13 protein-coding genes are annotated in these 18,821 nt (G+C 67.2%); 2 read left to right on the top strand and 11 right to left on the bottom strand.

Translation table 11 applies throughout. The features are described 5' to 3' along the window. Nucleotides 1–36: 36 nt before the first annotated feature. Nucleotides 37–1,041 carry a DUF4434 domain-containing protein gene (locus V3B64_RS17740; protein ID WP_329914614.1) on the top strand — a complete coding sequence of 335 codons (1,005 nt, stop codon included), beginning with the start codon at nucleotides 37–39 and terminating at the stop codon, nucleotides 1,039–1,041. On the opposite strand, the gene V3B64_RS17735 is transcribed toward V3B64_RS17740, so the two are convergent. The 8 genes from V3B64_RS17735 to V3B64_RS17700 all read right to left on the bottom strand — a co-directional run bounded on the left by V3B64_RS17735 (nucleotide 1,035) and on the right by V3B64_RS17700 (nucleotide 14,704). Then, a complete protein-coding gene (locus tag V3B64_RS17735; RefSeq protein WP_329914613.1) occupies nucleotides 1,035–3,869 on the bottom strand; it encodes a hypothetical protein in 2,835 nt (944 codons plus the stop codon). The genes V3B64_RS17740 and V3B64_RS17735 overlap by 7 nt on opposite strands. Next, nucleotides 3,866–6,013, bottom strand: coding sequence for a glycosyl transferase family protein (locus V3B64_RS17730; RefSeq protein ID WP_134950783.1), 2,148 nt, complete (start codon nucleotides 6,011–6,013; stop codon nucleotides 3,866–3,868). The genes V3B64_RS17735 and V3B64_RS17730 overlap by 4 nt, the downstream gene beginning before the upstream one ends. A 6-nt stretch (nucleotides 6,014–6,019) precedes the next feature. Continuing rightward, nucleotides 6,020–8,221, bottom strand: a complete 2,202-nt coding sequence (locus V3B64_RS17725; RefSeq protein ID WP_329914612.1) for a hypothetical protein — start codon at nucleotides 8,219–8,221, stop codon at nucleotides 6,020–6,022. Then, nucleotides 8,218–9,402, bottom strand: a complete 1,185-nt coding sequence (gene wecB, locus V3B64_RS17720; RefSeq protein WP_329914611.1) for a UDP-N-acetylglucosamine 2-epimerase (non-hydrolyzing) — start codon at nucleotides 9,400–9,402, stop codon at nucleotides 8,218–8,220. The genes V3B64_RS17725 and wecB overlap by 4 nt, the downstream gene beginning before the upstream one ends. Before the next feature lie 266 nt (nucleotides 9,403–9,668). Further along, nucleotides 9,669–10,703 (bottom strand): fimbrial protein, encoded by a 1,035-nt coding sequence (locus tag V3B64_RS17715; RefSeq protein ID WP_329914610.1) that lies wholly within the window; start codon nucleotides 10,701–10,703, stop codon nucleotides 9,669–9,671. Next, entirely contained in the window at nucleotides 10,694–13,258 is a 2,565-nt protein-coding gene (locus V3B64_RS17710; RefSeq protein WP_329914632.1) for a fimbria/pilus outer membrane usher protein, read from the bottom strand. Before V3B64_RS17710 ends, V3B64_RS17715 begins: the two co-directional genes overlap by 10 nt. 92 nt (nucleotides 13,259–13,350) lie before the next feature. Further along, nucleotides 13,351–14,079, bottom strand: coding sequence for a molecular chaperone (locus V3B64_RS17705; RefSeq protein WP_032128056.1), 729 nt, complete (start codon nucleotides 14,077–14,079; stop codon nucleotides 13,351–13,353). Between the two features lie 85 nt (nucleotides 14,080–14,164). Beyond that, nucleotides 14,165–14,704 (bottom strand): fimbrial protein, encoded by a 540-nt coding sequence (locus V3B64_RS17700; RefSeq protein ID WP_032128057.1) that lies wholly within the window; start codon nucleotides 14,702–14,704, stop codon nucleotides 14,165–14,167. A 459-nt stretch (nucleotides 14,705–15,163) separates the two neighbouring features. Here V3B64_RS17700 and V3B64_RS17695 point away from each other — a divergent pair, with 459 nt between their 5' ends. Further along, entirely contained in the window at nucleotides 15,164–15,529 is a 366-nt protein-coding gene (locus tag V3B64_RS17695; RefSeq protein ID WP_329914609.1) for a hypothetical protein, read from the top strand. Nucleotides 15,530–15,539: 10 nt separating this feature from the next. On the opposite strand, the gene pncB is transcribed toward V3B64_RS17695, so the two are convergent. The 3 genes from pncB to V3B64_RS17680 all read right to left on the bottom strand — a co-directional run bounded on the left by pncB (nucleotide 15,540) and on the right by V3B64_RS17680 (nucleotide 18,517). Further along, nucleotides 15,540–16,718: a nicotinate phosphoribosyltransferase gene (pncB, locus tag V3B64_RS17690; protein ID WP_010482009.1), complete on the bottom strand. Its 1,179-nt coding sequence runs from the start codon at nucleotides 16,716–16,718 to the stop codon at nucleotides 15,540–15,542. 108 nt (nucleotides 16,719–16,826) lie between these two features. Next, nucleotides 16,827–17,666, bottom strand: coding sequence for a glycosyltransferase family 2 protein (locus V3B64_RS17685; RefSeq protein ID WP_329914608.1), 840 nt, complete (start codon nucleotides 17,664–17,666; stop codon nucleotides 16,827–16,829). Further along, nucleotides 17,663–18,517, bottom strand: a complete 855-nt coding sequence (locus V3B64_RS17680) for a glycosyltransferase (RefSeq protein WP_329914607.1) — start codon at nucleotides 18,515–18,517, stop codon at nucleotides 17,663–17,665. Before V3B64_RS17680 ends, V3B64_RS17685 begins: the two co-directional genes overlap by 4 nt. Nucleotides 18,518–18,821 lie beyond the last annotated feature (304 nt).

Genomic DNA, 18,821 nt, shown 5'->3' with positions numbered 1-18,821 from the left:
CACCTGCTGCGCACGGTGCTCTGGGATGATGCGGGCATGGTTCGGCCTGACCTTCCCGCGGATCCGTCTTCGCCGTTGCGCCGCCGGCTGCTGCGTGCGGCAGTGCTGGCACCGCTGGCCACTGCGCTGACCACCCTGCCCGGCTGCTCGTTGCCGGTGCAGGTCGATGGCACCTTCCTGCAGCCGTGGCGCAGCCACCTGCAGTGGGACCTGGCCGACTGGCAACGATCCTTGAAGCTTGCACGTACGCTGGGCTGCCGGCAGCTGGTGCTGCAGTGGACCGGCATCGTCGGTGGCAGCGACGGCGACTGGTCGCTGCCGGACAGCAGCCTGCAGCAGCTGTTCACCGCCGCCAGCGAGAACGACATCCGCATCCGCGTCGGCCTGCCCTTCCAGCAGCGCTGGTGGCAGGCCATCGGCGCCGACGATGCCACGCTGCAGGCCTTCCTGGCCGACAGCCTGGTGCAGGCACGCCGCTGGTTGGCACAGGCGCCCTGGGCGCAGCAGCCGGCCTTCGGGGGCTGGTACCTGCCCTACGAGCTGGAGCAGTATCACTGGGCCGATCCGGCCCGCCAGCTGTGGCTGGCGCAGTGGTTGCACGGCCTGGTGCAGGCCGCCGGCGCACGCGGCGGTGACTGTGCGATCTCCTGTTACTTCAGCCGCCTGCAGACCAATGGCAACCTGGTCACGCTGTGGCAGGCGGTACTCGCGCACGCGGCCGTGCGGCCCATGGTGCAGGACGGCGTGGGGGTGGCCGGCGCCGGCAACGTGCAGCAGCTGCAACCGCTGCTCGATCTTCTCCATGCCAACGGCATCGGTTTCGATGCGATCGTTGAACTGTTCCGCGAACTGCCCGGCGGCCCCGCCGACGGCAGCGGATTCAAGGGCGAAACGGCCGATGCCGCACGCATCCAGCGGCAGTTGGCATGGGCACGCGACAGCGGCGCACAGCACGTGCTGGTCTATGCACTGGAGCCATGGCTGACCCAGGACACACCGCAGGCCGCAGCGCTGCGGCGACGCTGGGGCCTGCCTCAGTAGTAGAGGATGGCGGTGGCGAACAGGCCCTTGGCACGCTGCGTATCACCACCGCCGATGGCGATGCGGTACTGCACGGTCAGGTCCAGGTAGGAACGCGGCGTGTTGTAGTGGTCCTCGCGGAACCAGTAACGCACGCCCACACCTGGCCCTGCGCCAAGTGACCAGCTGCGCTGTGTATCATTGAGCGCGAACGACTGCGCCGGGAACGGCGGATAACGGATGTCACGCACGCGCGAGCGCTGGTCCAGCCAATCGGCGCCAACCACGACATAGGGTGTCACCACCCAGTGCGTCTGCCCGGCACCGAAACGGAAGCTGCGCCCGGCGCGCAGTTCACCAGCAGCGAACCACTGTTCGCGATGCAGGCGCCCGTTGGCGTCGCCGATCCGCCGCACCGGCGTGCCGTTGGCATCGAGCGCGTCGAGGGTGAAGGTGGCACCGTTGTCGTCCCAGGTATATCCCCCCTGCGCATAGCCACTGACCATCCACCACTGGTTCACATCGGTGCGCAGATCGGTGCCGTGGTAATAACCATAGGTCAGGTAGGACATCCATCCACCGGAACCGCTGGCCAAGCGGTAGCGCGCCAGCGTGCTGGCTTCCAGTGGCCGGTTCAGGGCCAGCTGCAGGCGGCACTGCACCGCTGCCGATGCGGGGTAGACCTCGCCCTGGCGGGTGGCACTGCCCAGGAACTGGCGGCGCTCGATGCCGGCGCTCAAACCGGTCTGGCCAAAGGCGTAGCGCAGGCCGAACGAGGCGATGGTGGACGGCCAGCCGGTGGTCGAGCGCGAATGACTGAGGCGCTCGGCGCGTGCACGCGCATCTGGCGTTGATTCGCCGGTGCACGGATCCACCGCACGGATCGACTCGTAGGTGCCACCCTCGTCGTACAGCGTGTTGAGCAGGCGTGCGTAGAGCTCCAGCGTGCCATGCTGGTCATTGAACGCTGGTGGCCGCCAGAACGCCTCCAGCGTACTGAACACCGAATCGCCGGGCGTACTGATCGCCGCACCGCCGACATTGGTTGCGGCCTGGCGCGCACCCCGGAAACCCGCCGAGGCGACCACGCCCCACTCGCGTGAATAGTTGGCGATGGCATTGCGCACGTTGTAGCGCTGATGCTCATCCAGCGGCAGCTCACCGACGTCGGCGCGGTCGATGGCGCTACGCAGCAGTGACACCGCCTGTGGATGATCGCCGTTGGCTGCGCTGGCGTAGGCCTGGTCCAGCACCACGCTTTTCGGTGCCTTGCCGGTGGCCTCGGCGGCACGGAAGTCGGCCAGTGCCTGCGCAGGTTCGTGCGCCTTCTGGTTGAGGTAGCCGCGCTGCATCAGCGCCTCCGCATCGTCAGGACGCTGTGCCAGTGCCGCATCCAGGCGCTGCCGTGCTTCGTCCTGCTGTGCGCGGTTGCCCGCTGCCAGCGTGGTGGTCAGCAGGGCTTGCAGGTTCGCGTCGTCCGGTGCGAGTTGCACGGCCTGCCGTGCCTCACCGATGGCATCGGTGTAATCCTGGCGCGCGTAGGCAGCATAGGCACGCTGTGCGGCACCGCCGTCGCCCTGCAGGTCGGCCGGCATCAACTCGCAGACATTGCCTGTGTCGCCCGACTGGCAGTGCTGGAACGGCACCGGATAGGTCTGCGCGCTCATACGCGGAAGCTCGCGACTGGAGCGGATCGCCCGGCTGCGTTGCTCGATGCCCTGCTGCAGAAGCTGCCGTGTCCGTGCATCGCCTTCAGCTGGCGGTACCGCCGCCTGCAACGGTGCCAGCAGTGCAGCAGCGCGTACCCGATCACCTGCGGCCAGTGCCGCATCTACCGCCAGCAGTCGCACGTTGCGCTGCTGCGCGGTTGATCCCGGCGTGGCAAGCGCGGCGTCGAAATCTTCATTGGCCCGTAACGTGCTGCCCTGGCGCTGGCGCAGGTAACCGCGCATGACCCGTGCATTGAGGTCGTTGGCATCTACCTGCAATGCCTGATCAGCACTGTGCTCAGCGTCGGCCAGCTGATCGCCCTGCAGCTGCGCGGTGATCAGCAGCAGCCGGTATGAAGCCACGTCGGGGGCCAGTTCCACGGCAGCGTGTGCCTGCTCAATGGCGGCGGCATCCTCGCCTGCGGACAGCGATTGATAGGCCTGCTGGGCCTGCAGCAGGGCGCGTTGGCGACCCAGTGCCACGCGCCGCGTGCGCAGCGCCTCGGCATTCGGTGCACCCAGCTGCAGCGCGGTGCCGATGGCGGCGTCGGCCTGTTCGGGCTGTTGCTGTGCCTCCAGTGCCGCCACCCACAGCAGGGCCCATGCGCCCTGTTTCGGCTGCTGCCGGAACGCCTGCTCGGCCTTGCTGGCCGCCTCTCCCATCCGCCCGGCGTCATAGGCCGCGTACGCCTCGGTGGCCAGCGCGTAGGCCTGCTGCCTGCTGCGGTCTGCGGCGCTGCCGACCGGACGCGATGGGGATGTCGTGCGCGCACCTTCGCCTCCGGTTGCCGCGCTACGTGCAGCGGTGGCAGCCGCCAGCGCCGGCAAGGCCGGATCTTTCATCCCCGCGTCCAGCGCACGGCGCGCCTGCTGCTGCGCTTCTGCGCCACGCCCGAGCTTCTGCAGCGCATAGATCTGCAGCAGGCGCAGCCGCACCACATCCGGGCGCAGCCGGATCGCTTCACTGGACTGCTGGTAGGCCGCGGGGTAATCGCCACGTTCATAGGCGGCAAACGCCTGCTCGGCGATGCGGTAGGCAGCTCCAGACAATGGCAGCTGCGCATCGGCCTGGGCCTGTACCGATACGCTGGCCGTGGCCAACGCGACGGCAATGACGGTGGACAGCAGCGTGGTCTTCATGCCGGCAAGGCTCCTGGAGGCGGCGACTGCAGCGTGGCCGCACGCCGGCGCTGCTCCTGCATGGCCTGGGCCACGGCCTCCTCGGTGGTGATGCCCTGCTTGACCAGGTAATCGCCGATGCGGCCGTCGCGCTGCGGCATGTAGTCATCCAGTGCGATCTCGAAGCGCGCGTGGTCGATCAGGCGCATCTCCACCAGCAGGTCGCCCAGCAGCGGCACGTTGTCCAGGTGCCACTGCCGGTCGCCGCCGATCAGGCGCAGGCCCGCGTTGATTTCGCTTTCGCGGGCGATGCTCTGTTCGACGTGCTCACTGCGGGTTTCCTGCTTCAGCAGCGCCAACGCCTCTTCGGGCAATGGGCTGGCGACGGCCAGCCGCAGGGTGCCTTGCTCACGCGGTGGCAGCGGCAGCATGCGCCATTGCACGCAGGCATCGGCACTGACCGGGAACTGGCAGGCGCGCAGGTAGTCCACGTCGATGACCGCGCGTGGCAGGTCGCCCTGGAAGGCGATCGCCTCGGCCAGCGTTTCATCATCCAGCCAGCCCTGGGTGAGCAGGATGCGGCCCAGCGGCTGCTGGCGCCCTGCCTGCTGCTGATCCAGCGCCTGCTGCAGGCGTTCGGGTTCCACCGCCTGCCAGGTGGTCAACAGCTCACCGAGCTGCTTGCGGGTCTGCACCAGCTGCGCCGCATCCGGGAAGTCGTGCATGGTCTTGTCCCAGACCATGCGCTTGCCGAACAGCAGGTAGGCCAGGAACACCTTCCACGCGCGTGCGGTGGCCATGAAATTGATCATGTTGCCGACCACCATGCGCGGGATCGACATCAGCGCATGCTCCCAGCCATACAGCCGGTTGACGAAGTAGAAGCGCTGCACGACGCGGGTGGCCAGCGCCGCCGTGGTCAGCAGCGCCACGTTCATCTGCCAGGTACCGGCCTGGAACACGCTGGGAAACTGCATCGTCCACAGCCCGGTCATCTTCAACAGCCAGAACAGCAGCAGCTGCAGGAAGATGACGTAGGCGATGATGCTGACGAACGAGGTGATGATGCCCTTGCGGTCGCGCGCCAGCAGGTACTTGGTGGCCAGCGAGCCGCGCCAGCCCAGCGACTCCCAGCTCTGCAGGCCGATGCCCAGCACCCACCGCGCCTTCTGCCGGTACGATGCGCGGAAGTTGTCGGGGAAGTACTCGCGCACGCACAGCGCCATCTGCTGGGTGCGCTCGCGTACCGGGCCCCAGCCGAACCAGGACGGGCGACGCACGCGGAACTGCACCGGGAAGCGCGCGAAGATCGACTGCATCCCCATCGCCGCCAGCCGCGCACCGACGTCGTAGTCCTCGGTGAGGCTGTCGGTGTTGAAGGGCTGGTTGTCGGTCTGCGCGCTCAGTGCCAGCAGCGCGCGCCGCGAGAAGCAGGTGCCGACGCCCGCCGACGGCACCATGCCGGAAACACTTTCACGCACCACCAGATCCTTGGCATGCCATTCGGCGAACTCGTCCATGTAGACGCCGGCCACCAGTTCGTACCACTCGCGGTCCAGCGAGGTGACCGGCAACTGGATCATGTCCTTGCGCGGCAGCAGGTAGTTGTAGAAGCGCAGTTCCATCGGGTGCAGCACGTCCTCGCTGTCGTGCAGGATCACCCCGGCGAACTCGATGTCGTGGCGTTTCTCGTAATCGAAGATGGCCAGGATCAGCCAGTTCAGGCAGTCGGCCTTGCTGGTCGGCCCGTCATGCGGCACTTCCACGCGGCGCAGGCGCTTGTAGCGGCGGCGCATGCGCTCCACTTCGTCGATGGTCTGCTGGTCGTTGGGATAGGTGCCGACGAACACGACGTACTCGCGGTAGTCGAGTACGTTGATCATGTTCTCCACCATCTGCGCGATGACGTCGTACTCCATCCACGCCGGCACCATGATCGCCAGCGGCTGTTGCGGCCGCTGCAGCAGGTCTTCCTGGGTCAGTGGCCGGTACGCCTCGCGACGCTTGATGGTGAGCGCCCGCCAGCTCTCGCGCACCCAGTACCAGACATCGATGAACAGGTCATCGAGGCTGGAGATCAGGATCAGCACGGCCACCGCCGCCGCCGTGGTTTCCAGGGCAGCGTAGTAGTTGGCCAGCTGGATGTTCCAGAACAGACCGTCCACGGTGGATCAGTGCCCTGTGTTGGCGGACTTGCGGCGGCGCACCTGGGTAACGCGGGCGGCCAGCAGCGCGAACACGATCACGCCGACCAGCAGCAGCAACCAGACCATGTGCCGTTCCCACTTCGATTGCGGATTGCCGTCCTGCGCGATACGCGTGCCATAGGGATCCTGGCGGTCGAATTCGCGCACGGCATCACTGCCGTCGAGCACGGCGAGATCACCGCGCAGCAGCCGGAACGGTGCGCCGAACGGCGGTGCCTGTGCGCCCAGGTCGCTGTACAGCACGCCGAGCTGCCCGCCGGCGGTGCCGACCTGCACCACCGCGGCACGATCCAGCCCGCTGACATCCAGCAGCGGCTGCGGCTCCCCGCCGAGCAGCAGATGACCGTCCTTCAGGCCGGCCACATCGACACCCGATGGCGCCACACCGAACGCCAGCCACGGCGCACCCGGGCTGACCGCCGCACCGGCATCGACCACCTTCAGTTCCGACGCCTCCGGCGAGGCACCCACTGCACTGGCCACCGCAATCACCTTGCGCAGCGATGCCGGTGCATCCTGCAGCCACGTGGCCGGCACGAACACCTGGTTGCCGCGCGACAGCTGACTGCTGGCGCCGACGAAATCACTGCCCAGCGACCGCTTGGCCAGGGTCAGGTGGCTGCTGGGCAGGATCGAGACCGGATAGGCGGTGGCGGGATCGTGGCAATAAGGTCGTGCCGGCTGGCGCAGGAAGCTGACGCGGATCTCGTTGCGCGCCGACAGCGCGTAGGCCGGCACCTTGGCCACCAGCCGTTGCGGCTGGCCATTGGCCGACAGCACCTTGCCGCCCAGCAGGTAATCGTTGAAATGGATCGTGGCCACCGCGCCCTGCCCGGCGGCGTTGGGCGCCGCCGAGACATCGATCACCACTTCCTCGGGCAGGCGCCCATCGGCCGACAGCGCGCCGAGGTCGAAGGTGGCACTGCGGTCCGCGCGGGTGACCACATCCATCGTACCGGCGATGTTGCCGAGCCGGCTCAGCAGCACCTGGTCTCCTTCCAGCTTCGGTGTTCCCGCCGCGCTGACCTGCAGGCTGCGGCCCAGCGCATAGCTGCGCCACTGTTCGGCGAACAACCCGGCGACCTTGCCCGCCGCCGCCGGGTCGACCACCAGCGTCGGACGGCCAGCAACGGCGACCACGCTGACCGATGCGTTGGCCGTGGGCTTTTCCAGGCCGCCCATATCGGTACCGCGCCACGCGGCGAAGGCAGCGCCCGCATCGGCACCCGTAGCCGCAACCTGTACGGCCAGCGCGTCCAGTGCCGCGCGTACGCCGGCCCGCAGCGCATCACTGCCGATCATCACGTCAGCGGCCAAGGGCCCGCTGTCACGCAGCGACAGCAGCGCGCCAACTTCAGCCAGATCCTTGATCACATGCGCACGCTCGCCCGTCGCCAGCGCAGCGTAGGCCGGCACGCTCTGCAGGCTGGCCGGGATGCTGATGCCGGTCAGGTCGACACTGTCACCGACCTTGGGCAGCGCCACCACCTGCACCTGCTTGCCACCGCCCTGCAACGCGGTACCGACGCGCCAGGCGGCATCGTAGGCCGGCGCCTGCAGCGCCTTGCCGTCCACCAGCAGGCGCACCTGCGGTGGCAGCGCGCCCCAGGCCTTGGCCACGGTGTCCACGGCGCGGCCGTCGAAGCGGTAGCTGAAACGCGAGTCCGGCGACAGCCGCAACACGTTGGCCGGCGCGCTCTGGTCGGCACATTGGTAGTCGGAGACGATCGACCACCAGCCGACGCCGACCCGCACGAAGCCGTTCTGGCGAGGTTCGCCATCAATGGCCAGCAGCTGGCTGGCGTCGCCCTGCGCATCGGTGATCGAGCGCGCGGCGATCGGATCGCCATCGACCGACCACAGGCCGGAAGTGCGCCCGGCGTGGCCGCGCACATAGCGCCCGTCCAGCTGCAGCTGCGCATCGCGGGTGGCGACGCCGGCCGGCACCGGCAGGTAGACCTCGCGCTGGCTCTCCTGCCCGCTGAGCACCAGCGGTTGGCGGAAACCGAGTTCACGCAGGGTCATCTGCCGGTTGACCGTGCTGTCGCCGCTCCATTCGGCGAATTGGCCGGCGACGCTGTCGGCGGCATGGGCACTGGCAACCACGCCCGACAGGACGAACGCGGCGGCGGATGCAAACAGGGGAGAGCGGCCGGTCTGGGTCATGGCGTCACTTCGCGTGGATGGAGGTGGGCGGCACCGCTGTTGCGGAGGCCGGGCGAGAATTCGGGAAGGGGCGTGCCACGCAGGGCGGCGACGATGCGCGCGCTGGCACGGCCATCGCCGTAGGGACTGGCGTCGGGATCGAAGCGGGTCGGATGCGGTGGTTGTGCCAGTGCCGCGTTGACCGCCTCGACAATGCGCGAGGGCCTGGTGCCGACCAGCGTCACCACTCCGGCCTCGACCGCCTCCGGGCGTTCGGTGACATCGCGCATGACCAGCACGGGCTTGGCCAGCGCAGGCGCTTCTTCCTGCACGCCACCGGAGTCGGTGAGGATGACGTCGGCGCGCTGCATCAGGCGCACGAAGTGCAGGTAGTCCTGCGGCGGCACCAGGTGCACATTGTCGAGATGGCCGAGGTGGGCGTTGACCGGCCCCTGCACGTTCGGGTTGAGATGCACCGGATACAGCACCTGCAGGTCCGGCCGCCGGGCCAGTTCGGCCAGCGCACGGCAGATGTCCTCGAAGCCCTGGCCGAAACTCTCGCGGCGATGGCCGGTGACCAGCAGCAGGCGACGATCGGGGTCAAGCATGTGGAAGGGTTCGTCAGCCCGCGCACGCAGCGCCGGGTCGGCATCCAGCCGCTCTACGGTCTGCTGCAGGGCATCGATGACGGTATTGCCGGTGACCAGGATCTGCCCGCCCAGGTGTTCACCGGCCAGGTTGGCGCGCGAGCTGGGCGTGGGCGCGTACAGCTGGTGGCCGACCACATCGATCACCCGCCGGTTCATTTCCTCCGGCCACGGCCGGTTGATGTCGCCGGTGCGCAGGCCGGCCTCGACGTGACCGATCGGAATGCGGTGGTGGAACGCGGCCAGTGCGGCGGTCATCGCCGTGGTGGTATCGCCGTGCACCAGTACCCGGTCCGGGCGAACCTGCGTGTAGAGCGCGTCAAGCCGTTCGAACAGCTTGGAACACAGGCCATTGAGGGTCTGGTTGGGCACCATGACATCGAGGTCATGGTCGGCGGTGATCGCGAACAGCGACATCACCTGGTCCAGCATCGCCCGGTGCTGGCCGGTGATGCAGACCACCGATTCGATGTCCGCAGCCTCCGCCAGGGCCCTTACCAGCGGCCCCATCTTGATCGCTTCCGGTCGCGTGCCGAACACCGACAGGACCTTCATCGCAGCGCTCCGAAAGGCCGGCGCGAGGGAATGCCAGGAGCTGTAGCCACGTCTGGATCCTTTCGGCGTTCCCGTCCAACACCCGCAGGCAGGAGACGGTCACCTCATGAGGAAACTCCAAAATCGCGACGTACATCACATTCGAATGATGGTACGTGCGTCGTGGCATTGATCTTCATCGTTGGAAGATCAAGACGCAGTCAACGCCGCCCGTGGAACGGGCGACGTTGCGGTGGAACGCAGCAGTGGCGCGGCCTGCGGCCGACTTACTCGTACTGGATGGTGAAGGTGGCCTGGCCGTTTGCGACACCTGCACCCACCGTGCCGGCCTGGGTCTGCACGTAACGCGCACGCAGCGGCAAGGTCATCGTGCTGGTGCCGGGCGTGGTGGTACCGACGTTGACGGTCTGGCCGAAACGCACTTCGCGCTCGGTGCTGCCATCACGCTGGACCATCTGGATGCCGATGCGGGTGGCACTGTTGGTGGCCGCGCTGAGCTTCAGCACGCCCGGCATGTTCGAGCTGTCCTGGTCGGCATCCAGGCGGATACCGATCTTGCTCTGATACTGCGCGACATTGCTGCCCTGGCAGTTCAGGCGGATCTCGAAATCGCGATCGACAGCCTTGGAACCGACACCGGTGAAGGTGGTGTTGGGCACGCTGCCGAAATCGACAGCAATGTTGCGGCTGCCGGCCTGCACTTCACAGGTCGGGCTGACCACGGTGGTGCCCGAGCCCCTGAAGGTCGAGGTCAATACCGGGCGGCCAGTACCATCGCCGTCGTAGTAGTAGGTGGTGAACCGGCCATTCGGCGCAATGATGCCGGAGCCGGTCTGCGCCGCGGTCTTGATCAGCTCGACACGGAAGCGACCGCCATTGAGCGATATATTGGCAGGGCCGCGCAAATTGAGAGTATGTGGGTAGTAGGTCTGGATATCCCCAGAATCGCGATAGACGCGAATACCCACCCCAGCCACATCGGTGGCATAAACGTTGCTGAACCCCGGAACCGGCGTCTGCTGTGCAGCATTGACGAAGCGGCCACTGGCATTGCCGCCCCAGCCATCACAGCGGGCGATACTGTTCCGCTGATTGATGGTCACGATCAACTCTTTGATCACTCCACCCACAGCGAGATTGGGCAGGATCACGATCTGCCCCATATCCATCTGAACATCCTGCGCAACGAAGCCGGATTGGGTGATGTAGCAACTGGCGAACGCCGGACTGGCGAAGGCGACGCCACCGAGCACGGCCATGGCAGCCAACGCCTTGCGGCCACGGGAAGAAATCATCGGCATGCTGCCTCCAGCGGGATGAAGCCGGTCTTGGACGCATCGGCGCCTGCCGGTACCTGGTAATCAACGGTGCAGCGCTGGTCGGCGCCGGCGCCCCACTCCACCAGCAGGCTGCCCTGGTTCTTGTCACTGCGCACGTACAGGCGGCCGCCCTGGCTGACCATGCCCACGGGCTGGCCCTGCTCGTCCTTGACCTGCGCACCGAACGGCATGGTGCGGCCATCGGGGTTGCGCACCTGGATCAGCAGCGCGTTGCCCTTGCGGGTATCGAAGCGCAGGTAGCTGATGGCACCGGCGAACGGCGCGATCGACTGGCTGGTGCTTTCCAGCTCGACGTCGTGGGCCATGCCCTGCGGGTCGAGGGTGACGGTGTTGAGGCGGTACGGCGACACGTACGGGACCACCGCATAGCCACGGCCGTCGACGCGCAGGCCCGGGGCGTTGCTGACGATCGCATCGCGCGCGCCCGGCGCTTCCACCAGCACCATGGTGTCGCCACGCTGCGGGGTGAAGGTGAAGCCGCCCGGATGCACGACCACGCTGCCGTTGGCACCGACCGACGCCTGGCGGAAATCGCGCGAGTGGCTGTAGGTCGCGTTCAACGCGCTGTAGCGGCTGCGGTATTCCGCACTGCCCACCGCGGTGGTGCCACCTTCGCGGGAGTCGGACAGCGCCACACCGTAGCTGAAGTTGTTGTCGATGCCGGTCGAACCGGTGATGCCAACGCGGCTGTTGTCGTAGCCACCGCGCTCGCGCACGCCGAGGTCGGCGCTGAACGACACCGGGTGCGAACCACGACCCAGCGGCACGCTCATCGACAGCAGGTACTGGGTATCGGAACGGCCGAGCACGCCCTCTTCGGTGCGCAGCGCCGAGAAGCCGTAGTTCACCGAACGCCAGGCGTTGTTGTAGCCCACCTGATACTGCTTGGAGGTGCCGGGGCGGTCGTAGAAGTCACGCACCGAGCCGGTCACGTACAGCGCGCCGCCGCGACGGCCCAGCGGCTGGTTCAGCGTTACCTGGAACTGGCTGCGCTGACGGCCACGGGTGGTCGGATCGATGCCGCGCTTGTCCGAATCACGGCCATACAGCGCGTCCTGCAGACTGTAGAAGCCTTCGGTCGAATAGCGGTAGGCGGCCAGGGTCAGGTTGGTCCCGGTCTCGCCGATCATGTTGCTGTAGCTCAAGCGCACGCTGGCACCGGTGTGGTTGCCGTAGTGGTCGAACGTCGTACGTGCGTGGGTGACGTCGGCGGCGAACGCGCCAACCGGCGTGGACAGGCCGACGCCGTACAGCAGCGACAGGTAGCCGTCGCTCAGTGCACTGCCGCCGTACAGCGTCAGCTGGTTGCCGATACCGCGCTGGTAGGTACCCTGCACCAGCCACGGCTCATCGGCCAGCAGCTTGTTGCGCACCTGGCCGGCGGTCAGCGAGTAACGCGACACGCCTTCGCGCAGCATCTGCGGCACCGAACCGAACGGCACCTTGAATTCGCGGCGGCGGCCATCGGCCTCGATCACGCTCACTTCCAGGTCGCCGCCGTAGCCGGTCGGGTACAGGTCGTCGATGACGAAGCTGCCCGGCGACACGGTGGAGGAGTAGATCAGCTGCTCGTTCTGGCGCACTTCGATGCGTGCGTTGGTCTCGGCGATGCCGCGCACGACCGGCGCGTAACCGCGCAGCGAATCGGGCAGCATGCGGTCGTCGCTGGCCAGGCTGGCACCGCGGTAACCGATCGAGTCGAACAGTTCACCGGTGGTGTAGGCCTCACCGATGGTGAGCATGCCGCGCACCTGCGGGATGCCGCGCTGCGCATAGGTGGCGATGCTCTGCCAATGGCGGCCATCGCCCTCGGACCAGGTCAGGTTCGAATCGTGGCGGAACTGCCAGCCACCCAGGTTCATGCCGGCGTTGAGGCCGAGGTAGGCACTGCGGTTGCGCTGGCCACCTTCGACACGGCTGTCGCTGTCGATGGCATTGAAGCTGTAGCCGACGAAGCCGGCATTGATGCCGCGGTCCCACAGCGCCGGGTTGACGTAGCCGCGTGCCTCACGACGCAGGAACACCTGCGGGATGCTCAGGTCGTAGCGCAGGTTGCCGCTGTCATAGACGCCATAGGCATTGGCCATGCGCTGCTGGACCGGCACGCAGCTGGTCTTGTCGGTCGGCACGGACGGATCCTGCTGCAGCAGCACGGCTTCGCTGTCCACGCCCATTTCTTCCAGCATCGGCAGCGGCAGGCAGGCGTCGACACGGCCCTGCGCATCGGCCTTGAACTGCAGATCGCGACGGCCCTGCCAGGCACCGTTGACGTAGACGTCGACACGGTAGGTGCCGGCCACCATCGGGTTGCCGTTGCTGAAGGCCGCCAGATCGACCTGCTTGGCCTGGCCAGACAGGAAGCTGGAGTTGAACTGGGCCGATTCCGGTGCACGCGCATTGGCCGCACCACTCTGCGCCATCAGCGCCTGTTCGCCGAGATTGGCCGGGGCAGCCAGCGCCCATCCTGGGCAGGCCACGCCAGCAACCAACAGGCAAAGCGCCTGATGGATCGACAATGTCAATCTGTTTCCGATCACACTGACATTCCTTCAATTCGCCGCACAGCGGCGGTGGCGGGATGCGCAGGCCCAAGGCCGGCGCGGCGCGTTCAGCCCCCGGTGCTGCCGAGGCGAATGGTGTGTTCCACCCGGCCGCCGTAGTCGTTGATGGTGATGAAGCGGACCTGGTCGGTGCCCGCCGGTGCGGCGAACTCCAGGCTCTGCTTCGGCGCGACCATCGCGCCCTTGTCCTCGACGGCCTTTTCACTGCTGCCGGTCACGGCATGTACTTCGGCCAGAGTGACGTGGAAGGGGCTCGGGTTTTCCACCCGCAGACGGTCGCCCGTGCGGGTCCAGCGCAGCGCTGCCGGCGCGTCGTTGGCGACGCCCTTCAGGCCCTGCGGCCGGTAGAAAAGCTTCAGGCGCGAACGGAACGCGACCTGCAGGTAATTCTGTTCGCCGCTGTCGGCGTTGTCCGGGGACGGCGGAACATCCAGCACGTTGAGCCAGAACACCGACTCACGGTCGGTCGGCAGCTGCGCGCCGGAGAAGATCAGTCGCAGCGCCTGGCTGCGGCCCGGTTCGACGCGCGCGATCGGCGGCGTCAGCACGAACGGGGCATCGCTGGTATCGGCAGTCTGGTTGGCGTCGCCGCTGTCGATCCAGGCCTGCACCAGCGCCGGCGAATCGCCCACGTTGTCGACCTGCACGGTGACTTCGCGCGCCTGCGCCGGATAGATCACTCGCGTGCCATTGACCACCACGCCGGCCAGAGCGTTCTGGCAGAAGGGCAGCGTGAACGCTGCCAGCAGCAGCGCCCGGGGAAAGAATGCTTTCATCGGAAGTACTACGCTCGAGGTATGTGGCCAGGGGCCGCGATGCACTGGCCGGCGCGTACGCCGGCCAGTGCGGGTACGACTACGATCAGTTGTAGATGATCGTGTACTTGACGCTGCTGGTGACGTCGCCCGGGGTGGCGGCGGCAGTGGCGTAGTACTCAGCGTAGTAGTTCAGATCGGCCGAGCCGTCGGTGCCGACGGTGACCCACTGCGAGTTGGTCTGGGCCTGGCCAGCGCCTGCAGCCTTGATCGGCAGGACCTGGTTGTTCGAGCCCAGCAGCTGCAGCTGCACGTTGGTGGCAGCGTTGGCCGAAGCCTGGTTCAGCAGGCGGCCGGTGTTGAAGTCAACGGTCGAACCCGGCTCGAAGTAGGTCGCGACGTTGCCGGCGCTGCACTTGGTCAGGTTGATGGCGAACGGGGTGCGACCGGCAACGTTACCGGCGGCGGCCAGGGTGTTCTTGGACACGGTCGGCAGGTTGACGGAGAAGTCCTTGCCGCCCGGGGTCGAGATGGTGCAGGTCTTGTCGGTCACCTTGCCGTTGAAGGTGATGGTGCCGTCGGCGGCGTTGGCGGCCAGCGGAGCGGCGGCCAGCATCAGAGCGGCGATGATATTGATCTTGTGCATTCGCTTTTACCTAACCCTACTGAAGAGATGAGAAGTAGAGGAGGAAGCAAGGAGCACTGCCGGGCTATCAAGACCCATCCTTGCGTCTCACCTGTGGCCGGACTCGGACATACCTTCCCCTGAATCCGTGACGCAAGTATAGGCACAACTGTGATGAAAGTCTCATTATTTTTCTGAACGCCAATTCATTGACGCCTCAAATGTGACGTGGTAGGCGGAATGAGAGCCCGGCGGGCGTGGGGGATTTGACGGCAAGGCGATCAGGTCACAAACGACCCTGCATGACGCTTCCCGTGGCGCGTTCGGCATGCGCGAAAACAGGCTTTTTTCAGGTGGAAATCGCCTTATTTGATGCGCATCACTCTTTCTTGGTGATGGCCCTAGCAGATTCGGATTTGTCCTATTAAAGACGGATCGAACCTGTCGCTAACTAGGACACACCGAACCAGAGAACGTGTCATGAGGAACTCCATTCTGCTGTGTGTGGCCCTGATGTCCGTCAGTGCGCTGGCCCAGGCCAGCAGCGGCAGCATCCGTTTCAGCGGCCGTATCGCCGAGCCGGGCTGCACGACGAACCTGTCCCAGGGTGAGCTGAGCCTGGCCGCCTGCCCGCCCTCGGCCAAGGGCTCGACGGTGGCCGTGACGGCGCTGGCCGATGGCCAGGCCGCGACGCTGCGCAACGGCAAGCGCCAGGGCCAGAAGCTGTCGGTGTCGGCCAGCGCGATGCGCGCCGGCGATATCGCCTTCTCCGAGCGTTACAGCGTGCAGGCTTCGAAGCAGCAGCCGCTGCAGGGCGCCTACCTGGTGGTGGTCGACTACCTGTAAGCCGACGTGTTTACGCCGGCGGCAGCTCGAACACCTGGCGCAGATAGGCCAGGTAGCCCGGGTCGTCGCACATGCTCTTGCCCGGCGAATCGCTGAGCTTGGCCACCGGCTGGCCGTTGCAGCGGACCATCTTGATGACGATGTTGAGCGGCGTTGGCCCCAGATCATTGGTCAGGTGGGTGCCGACGCCGAAGGCGACCTGGCAGCGACCACGGAAGTAGTCGTACAGGCGCATCACCTTGGCGATGTCGAGCCCATCGCTGAACACCAGCACCTTGCTGCGTGCATCCACCCGGCGCTGCTGGAAGTGCGCCAGCATGCGGTCGCCCCAGTCGAACGGATCGCCGGAGTCATGGCGGACGCCGTCGAACAGCTTGCAGAAGTACATGTCGAAGTCGCGCAGGAACGCATCCAGGCCGACCACGTCGGACAGCGCGATGCCGAGGTCGCCGCGATACTCGCGTGCCCACGACTCCAGTGCCGCCACCTGCGAATCGCGCAGGCGCGGGCCCAGCGCCTGGAACGCCTGCAGGTACTCATGGGCCATGGTGCCGTGCGGGGTCATGCCGTACAGGCGGGCGAAGTGCACGTTGCTGGTGCCGACCAGCTGCGGGCCGAGCGCATCGCGCAGCAGCGGCAGCAGACGGGCATGCCAGTCACGCGAGTAGCGGCGGCGGCTGCCGTAGTCGGCGATGCGGCACTGCTCGAACCCCGGGGTATCACGCAGCAGCGCGGCTTTGGCCTGCAGGCGGCGCTCGCCCTCGGCGAAGTCGGCGGTGGTGGTGTTGCGGAACCAGACTTCGTTGATGATCGCCAGCAGCGGCACTTCGAACAGAATGGTGTGCAGCCAGGGCCCGGTGATGTCCAGTTCGATCTCGCCGGGCACGGTCTTCGACGCGCGCAGCTGGATGTACTTGCGGTCGAGGTGGAACAGGCCGAGGAAATCGGCGAAGTCCGGCTTCACGAAGCGCAGGCCACGCATGTAGTCCAGCTCCGCGTCGCTGAAACGCAGGCTGCACAGGTGGTCGATCTCTTCGTCGATCTGGTCGATGTAATGGGCCAGGTCGATGCCGGGCGTGCGGCACTTGAACCGGTACTGCACCTGGGCGCCGGGGTGCTGGTGGAGCACCGCCTGCATCATGGTGAACTTGTACAGGTCGGTGTCGAGCAGGGACTGGATGATAGGCATGGGGCGGATTATGCGCCCGGCAGGGTGAACCGGGGTGCCTGCGGCCACACTCAGCTCACGGGAAACAACATTGGTAGATCCACGCCATGCGTGGATGCTCTTGCGGCGCTACAGCGCCCTGCGCAGCAGCTTCGGCACCAGCATCAGCGCGTGCGCCCAGATCGCGCCCCACACCGCTACCCGCACCGGCAGCGAACGCTGCCTGGCCTCGAACTTCTGGAAATAGCGCCACAGGCCCTTGTGCTTGTGCCATTCAACGAAGAACGGCCGCGAGCGGCTGGAGACGCCACGAACGTGGGTGACCTGCAGGTCATTGGCGATCGCCACCACTGCTCCGGCTTCGCGTACACGCCGGCACAGGTCCAGGTCTTCGGCATGCAGGCGATAGCCGGCGTCCCAACCTCCGATGCAGTCGAACAATGCACGCGGCATCATCAGCAGCGCACCGGACAACGCCGGCACCCGCTGCAGCGCCTGCTGCGGGTCACGCGGCACCGCCAGCTTCGAGCCCTTGCCCGGCGAGCGCAGCATCATCAGGAAATCCGGGTCGCGGCGGCGCACGGCTTCGTCGGCATGGCCCTGCTCGTCCACCTGCTCGACACCGAGCAGGCAGTCGCCCAGTCCTTCCGCGCGGCTGCGCAGTGCGGCCAACGTCTCCGGTTCGACCATCAGGTCCGGGTTGATGAAGGCCAGCCATGGGCTGTGCGAATCGGCCACGCCCTGGTTGTTGGCGGCGGCAAAGCCGGGATTGTCCGGATTGCCGACGAAACGCACGCGCGGGTCGTGGCTGGCATGGCGCTGCACGATATCCAGCGTGCCATCCATCGAGCCATTGTCGATCACCCGGATCTCGGCCACGTCCTGCGCCTGGCGCAGACGCGAGAGGCAGGCGTCGATGGTGCTGCCGCTCTGGTAGGTGACGACGATGGCGGCAATGGCAACATTCAAGCAGGAGGCTCCGGCGCGGAAGACGAGACGAACAGGTCACCCTGTTCCTTCGGCATTATCGCCTGCCGCATGCGCTGCTGCAGGTCGGCACGCAGGCCATGCAGCGGATCGTGCATGAGGAAGTCAGCCAGCCGTGGCACCCACCCGGGCCAGCGCGCGGCCAGGGCCTCGAGATCGCCATCACGGCTGACCGCCTCCCCTGCCCCGCTGACGAAGGCGGTCTCGCACAGCACGTTGCGCCATCCCAGGCCAGCCATGCGCAGGCTCAGGTCCACCAGTGCCGCGTTCCAACCCACGTAGCTGTCCACGTCCAGGCCGCCGGCACGCCGGCGCGCGTTGCCGCGCACCAGTACCGCGTGGGTGACCGCCGAGGGCAGCTCCGGATGCAGCACCGGCAGCGTGGCACAGGTGCGTGCCAGCAGCGCCGGGTCCTCCGGTTCGGGATTGATCTCGCCCAGCCGCGGCCATGCAGCGGTTTCGCCGGCATTGCACCACGGGGTTGCGGTGGCGATGGCGGCATCGCGGGCGAAGGCATCCTGCAGCTGCTGCAGCCAGCCCGGCGCGGGCACGCTGTCCGGCGCCAGCACCGCCACGTCCATGCCCTCGCAGGCGCGCAGCATCTCATCCAGATGGGCGACCTCGCCCAACGGCCGCGCGCGGCGGGTGTATTCGGCCTGCAGTGGCGTATGCGCCAACCAATGCTCCACCACCGCCTGCGCACGCGGGCCGGTCTGCGCGTCATCGGCCAGCCAGACCGCGGTTCCCGGCGCAGTGCCAGCATCCAGCGCGGCCAGGCAGCGGTCGAGTGCGGCATCGTCCACGCACAGCGGCAACAACACGATCGCCCCCATCCCGCCTCCGTGGTTGTCGGTAGCCACAGCCTAGCACTGGGAGGGTATCGGCCGGGTTGCACCCGGCACCTGCAGAGGCCAGAGCCGAAGCAACAGCAGAAGCCGGCTATCCGTGGCATGGCGGGGGGGGGGGGGGGGGGGGGGGGGGGGCGGGAGGGGGGGGGGGGGGGGGGGGGGGGGGGGGGGGGGGGGGGGGGGGGGGCGCCGCCCCCCCCCCCCCGGGGGGGGGCCCGGGCCACCCAGCCCGCCCACCCCCCCCCACCCGCCCCCACCCCGCCTTCGACAGTTTCCTGCGATCTGTCGG

This window comes from Stenotrophomonas sp. SMYL86, from assembly GCF_036320025.1.
GTDB lineage: Bacteria > Pseudomonadota > Gammaproteobacteria > Xanthomonadales > Xanthomonadaceae > Stenotrophomonas > Stenotrophomonas maltophilia_A.
The sequence above is the reverse complement of the archived record's forward strand: the minus strand, read 5'-3'. Positions and strand labels throughout refer to the sequence as shown.

Excerpts from the sequence above, each read along its gene's own strand:
- V3B64_RS17715 (WP_329914610.1), bottom strand. The coding sequence starts at position 10,703 with ATGCCGATGATTTCTTCCCGTGGCCGCAAGGCGTTGGCTGCCATGGCC.
- V3B64_RS17680 (WP_329914607.1), bottom strand. The coding sequence starts at position 18,517 with ATGGGGGCGATCGTGTTGTTGCCGCTGTGCGTGGACGATGCCGCACTC.
- V3B64_RS17735 (WP_329914613.1), bottom strand. The coding sequence starts at position 3,869 with ATGAAGACCACGCTGCTGTCCACCGTCATTGCCGTCGCGTTGGCCACG.
- V3B64_RS17725 (WP_329914612.1), bottom strand. The coding sequence starts at position 8,221 with ATGACCCAGACCGGCCGCTCTCCCCTGTTTGCATCCGCCGCCGCGTTC.
- V3B64_RS17705 (WP_032128056.1), bottom strand. The coding sequence starts at position 14,079 with ATGAAAGCATTCTTTCCCCGGGCGCTGCTGCTGGCAGCGTTCACGCTG.
- wecB (WP_329914611.1), bottom strand. The coding sequence starts at position 9,402 with ATGAAGGTCCTGTCGGTGTTCGGCACGCGACCGGAAGCGATCAAGATG.
- pncB (WP_010482009.1), bottom strand. The coding sequence starts at position 16,718 with ATGCCTATCATCCAGTCCCTGCTCGACACCGACCTGTACAAGTTCACC.
- V3B64_RS17695 (WP_329914609.1), top strand. The coding sequence starts at position 15,164 with ATGAGGAACTCCATTCTGCTGTGTGTGGCCCTGATGTCCGTCAGTGCG.
- V3B64_RS17700 (WP_032128057.1), bottom strand. The coding sequence starts at position 14,704 with ATGCACAAGATCAATATCATCGCCGCTCTGATGCTGGCCGCCGCTCCG.
- V3B64_RS17740 (WP_329914614.1), top strand. The coding sequence starts at position 37 with ATGGTTCGGCCTGACCTTCCCGCGGATCCGTCTTCGCCGTTGCGCCGC.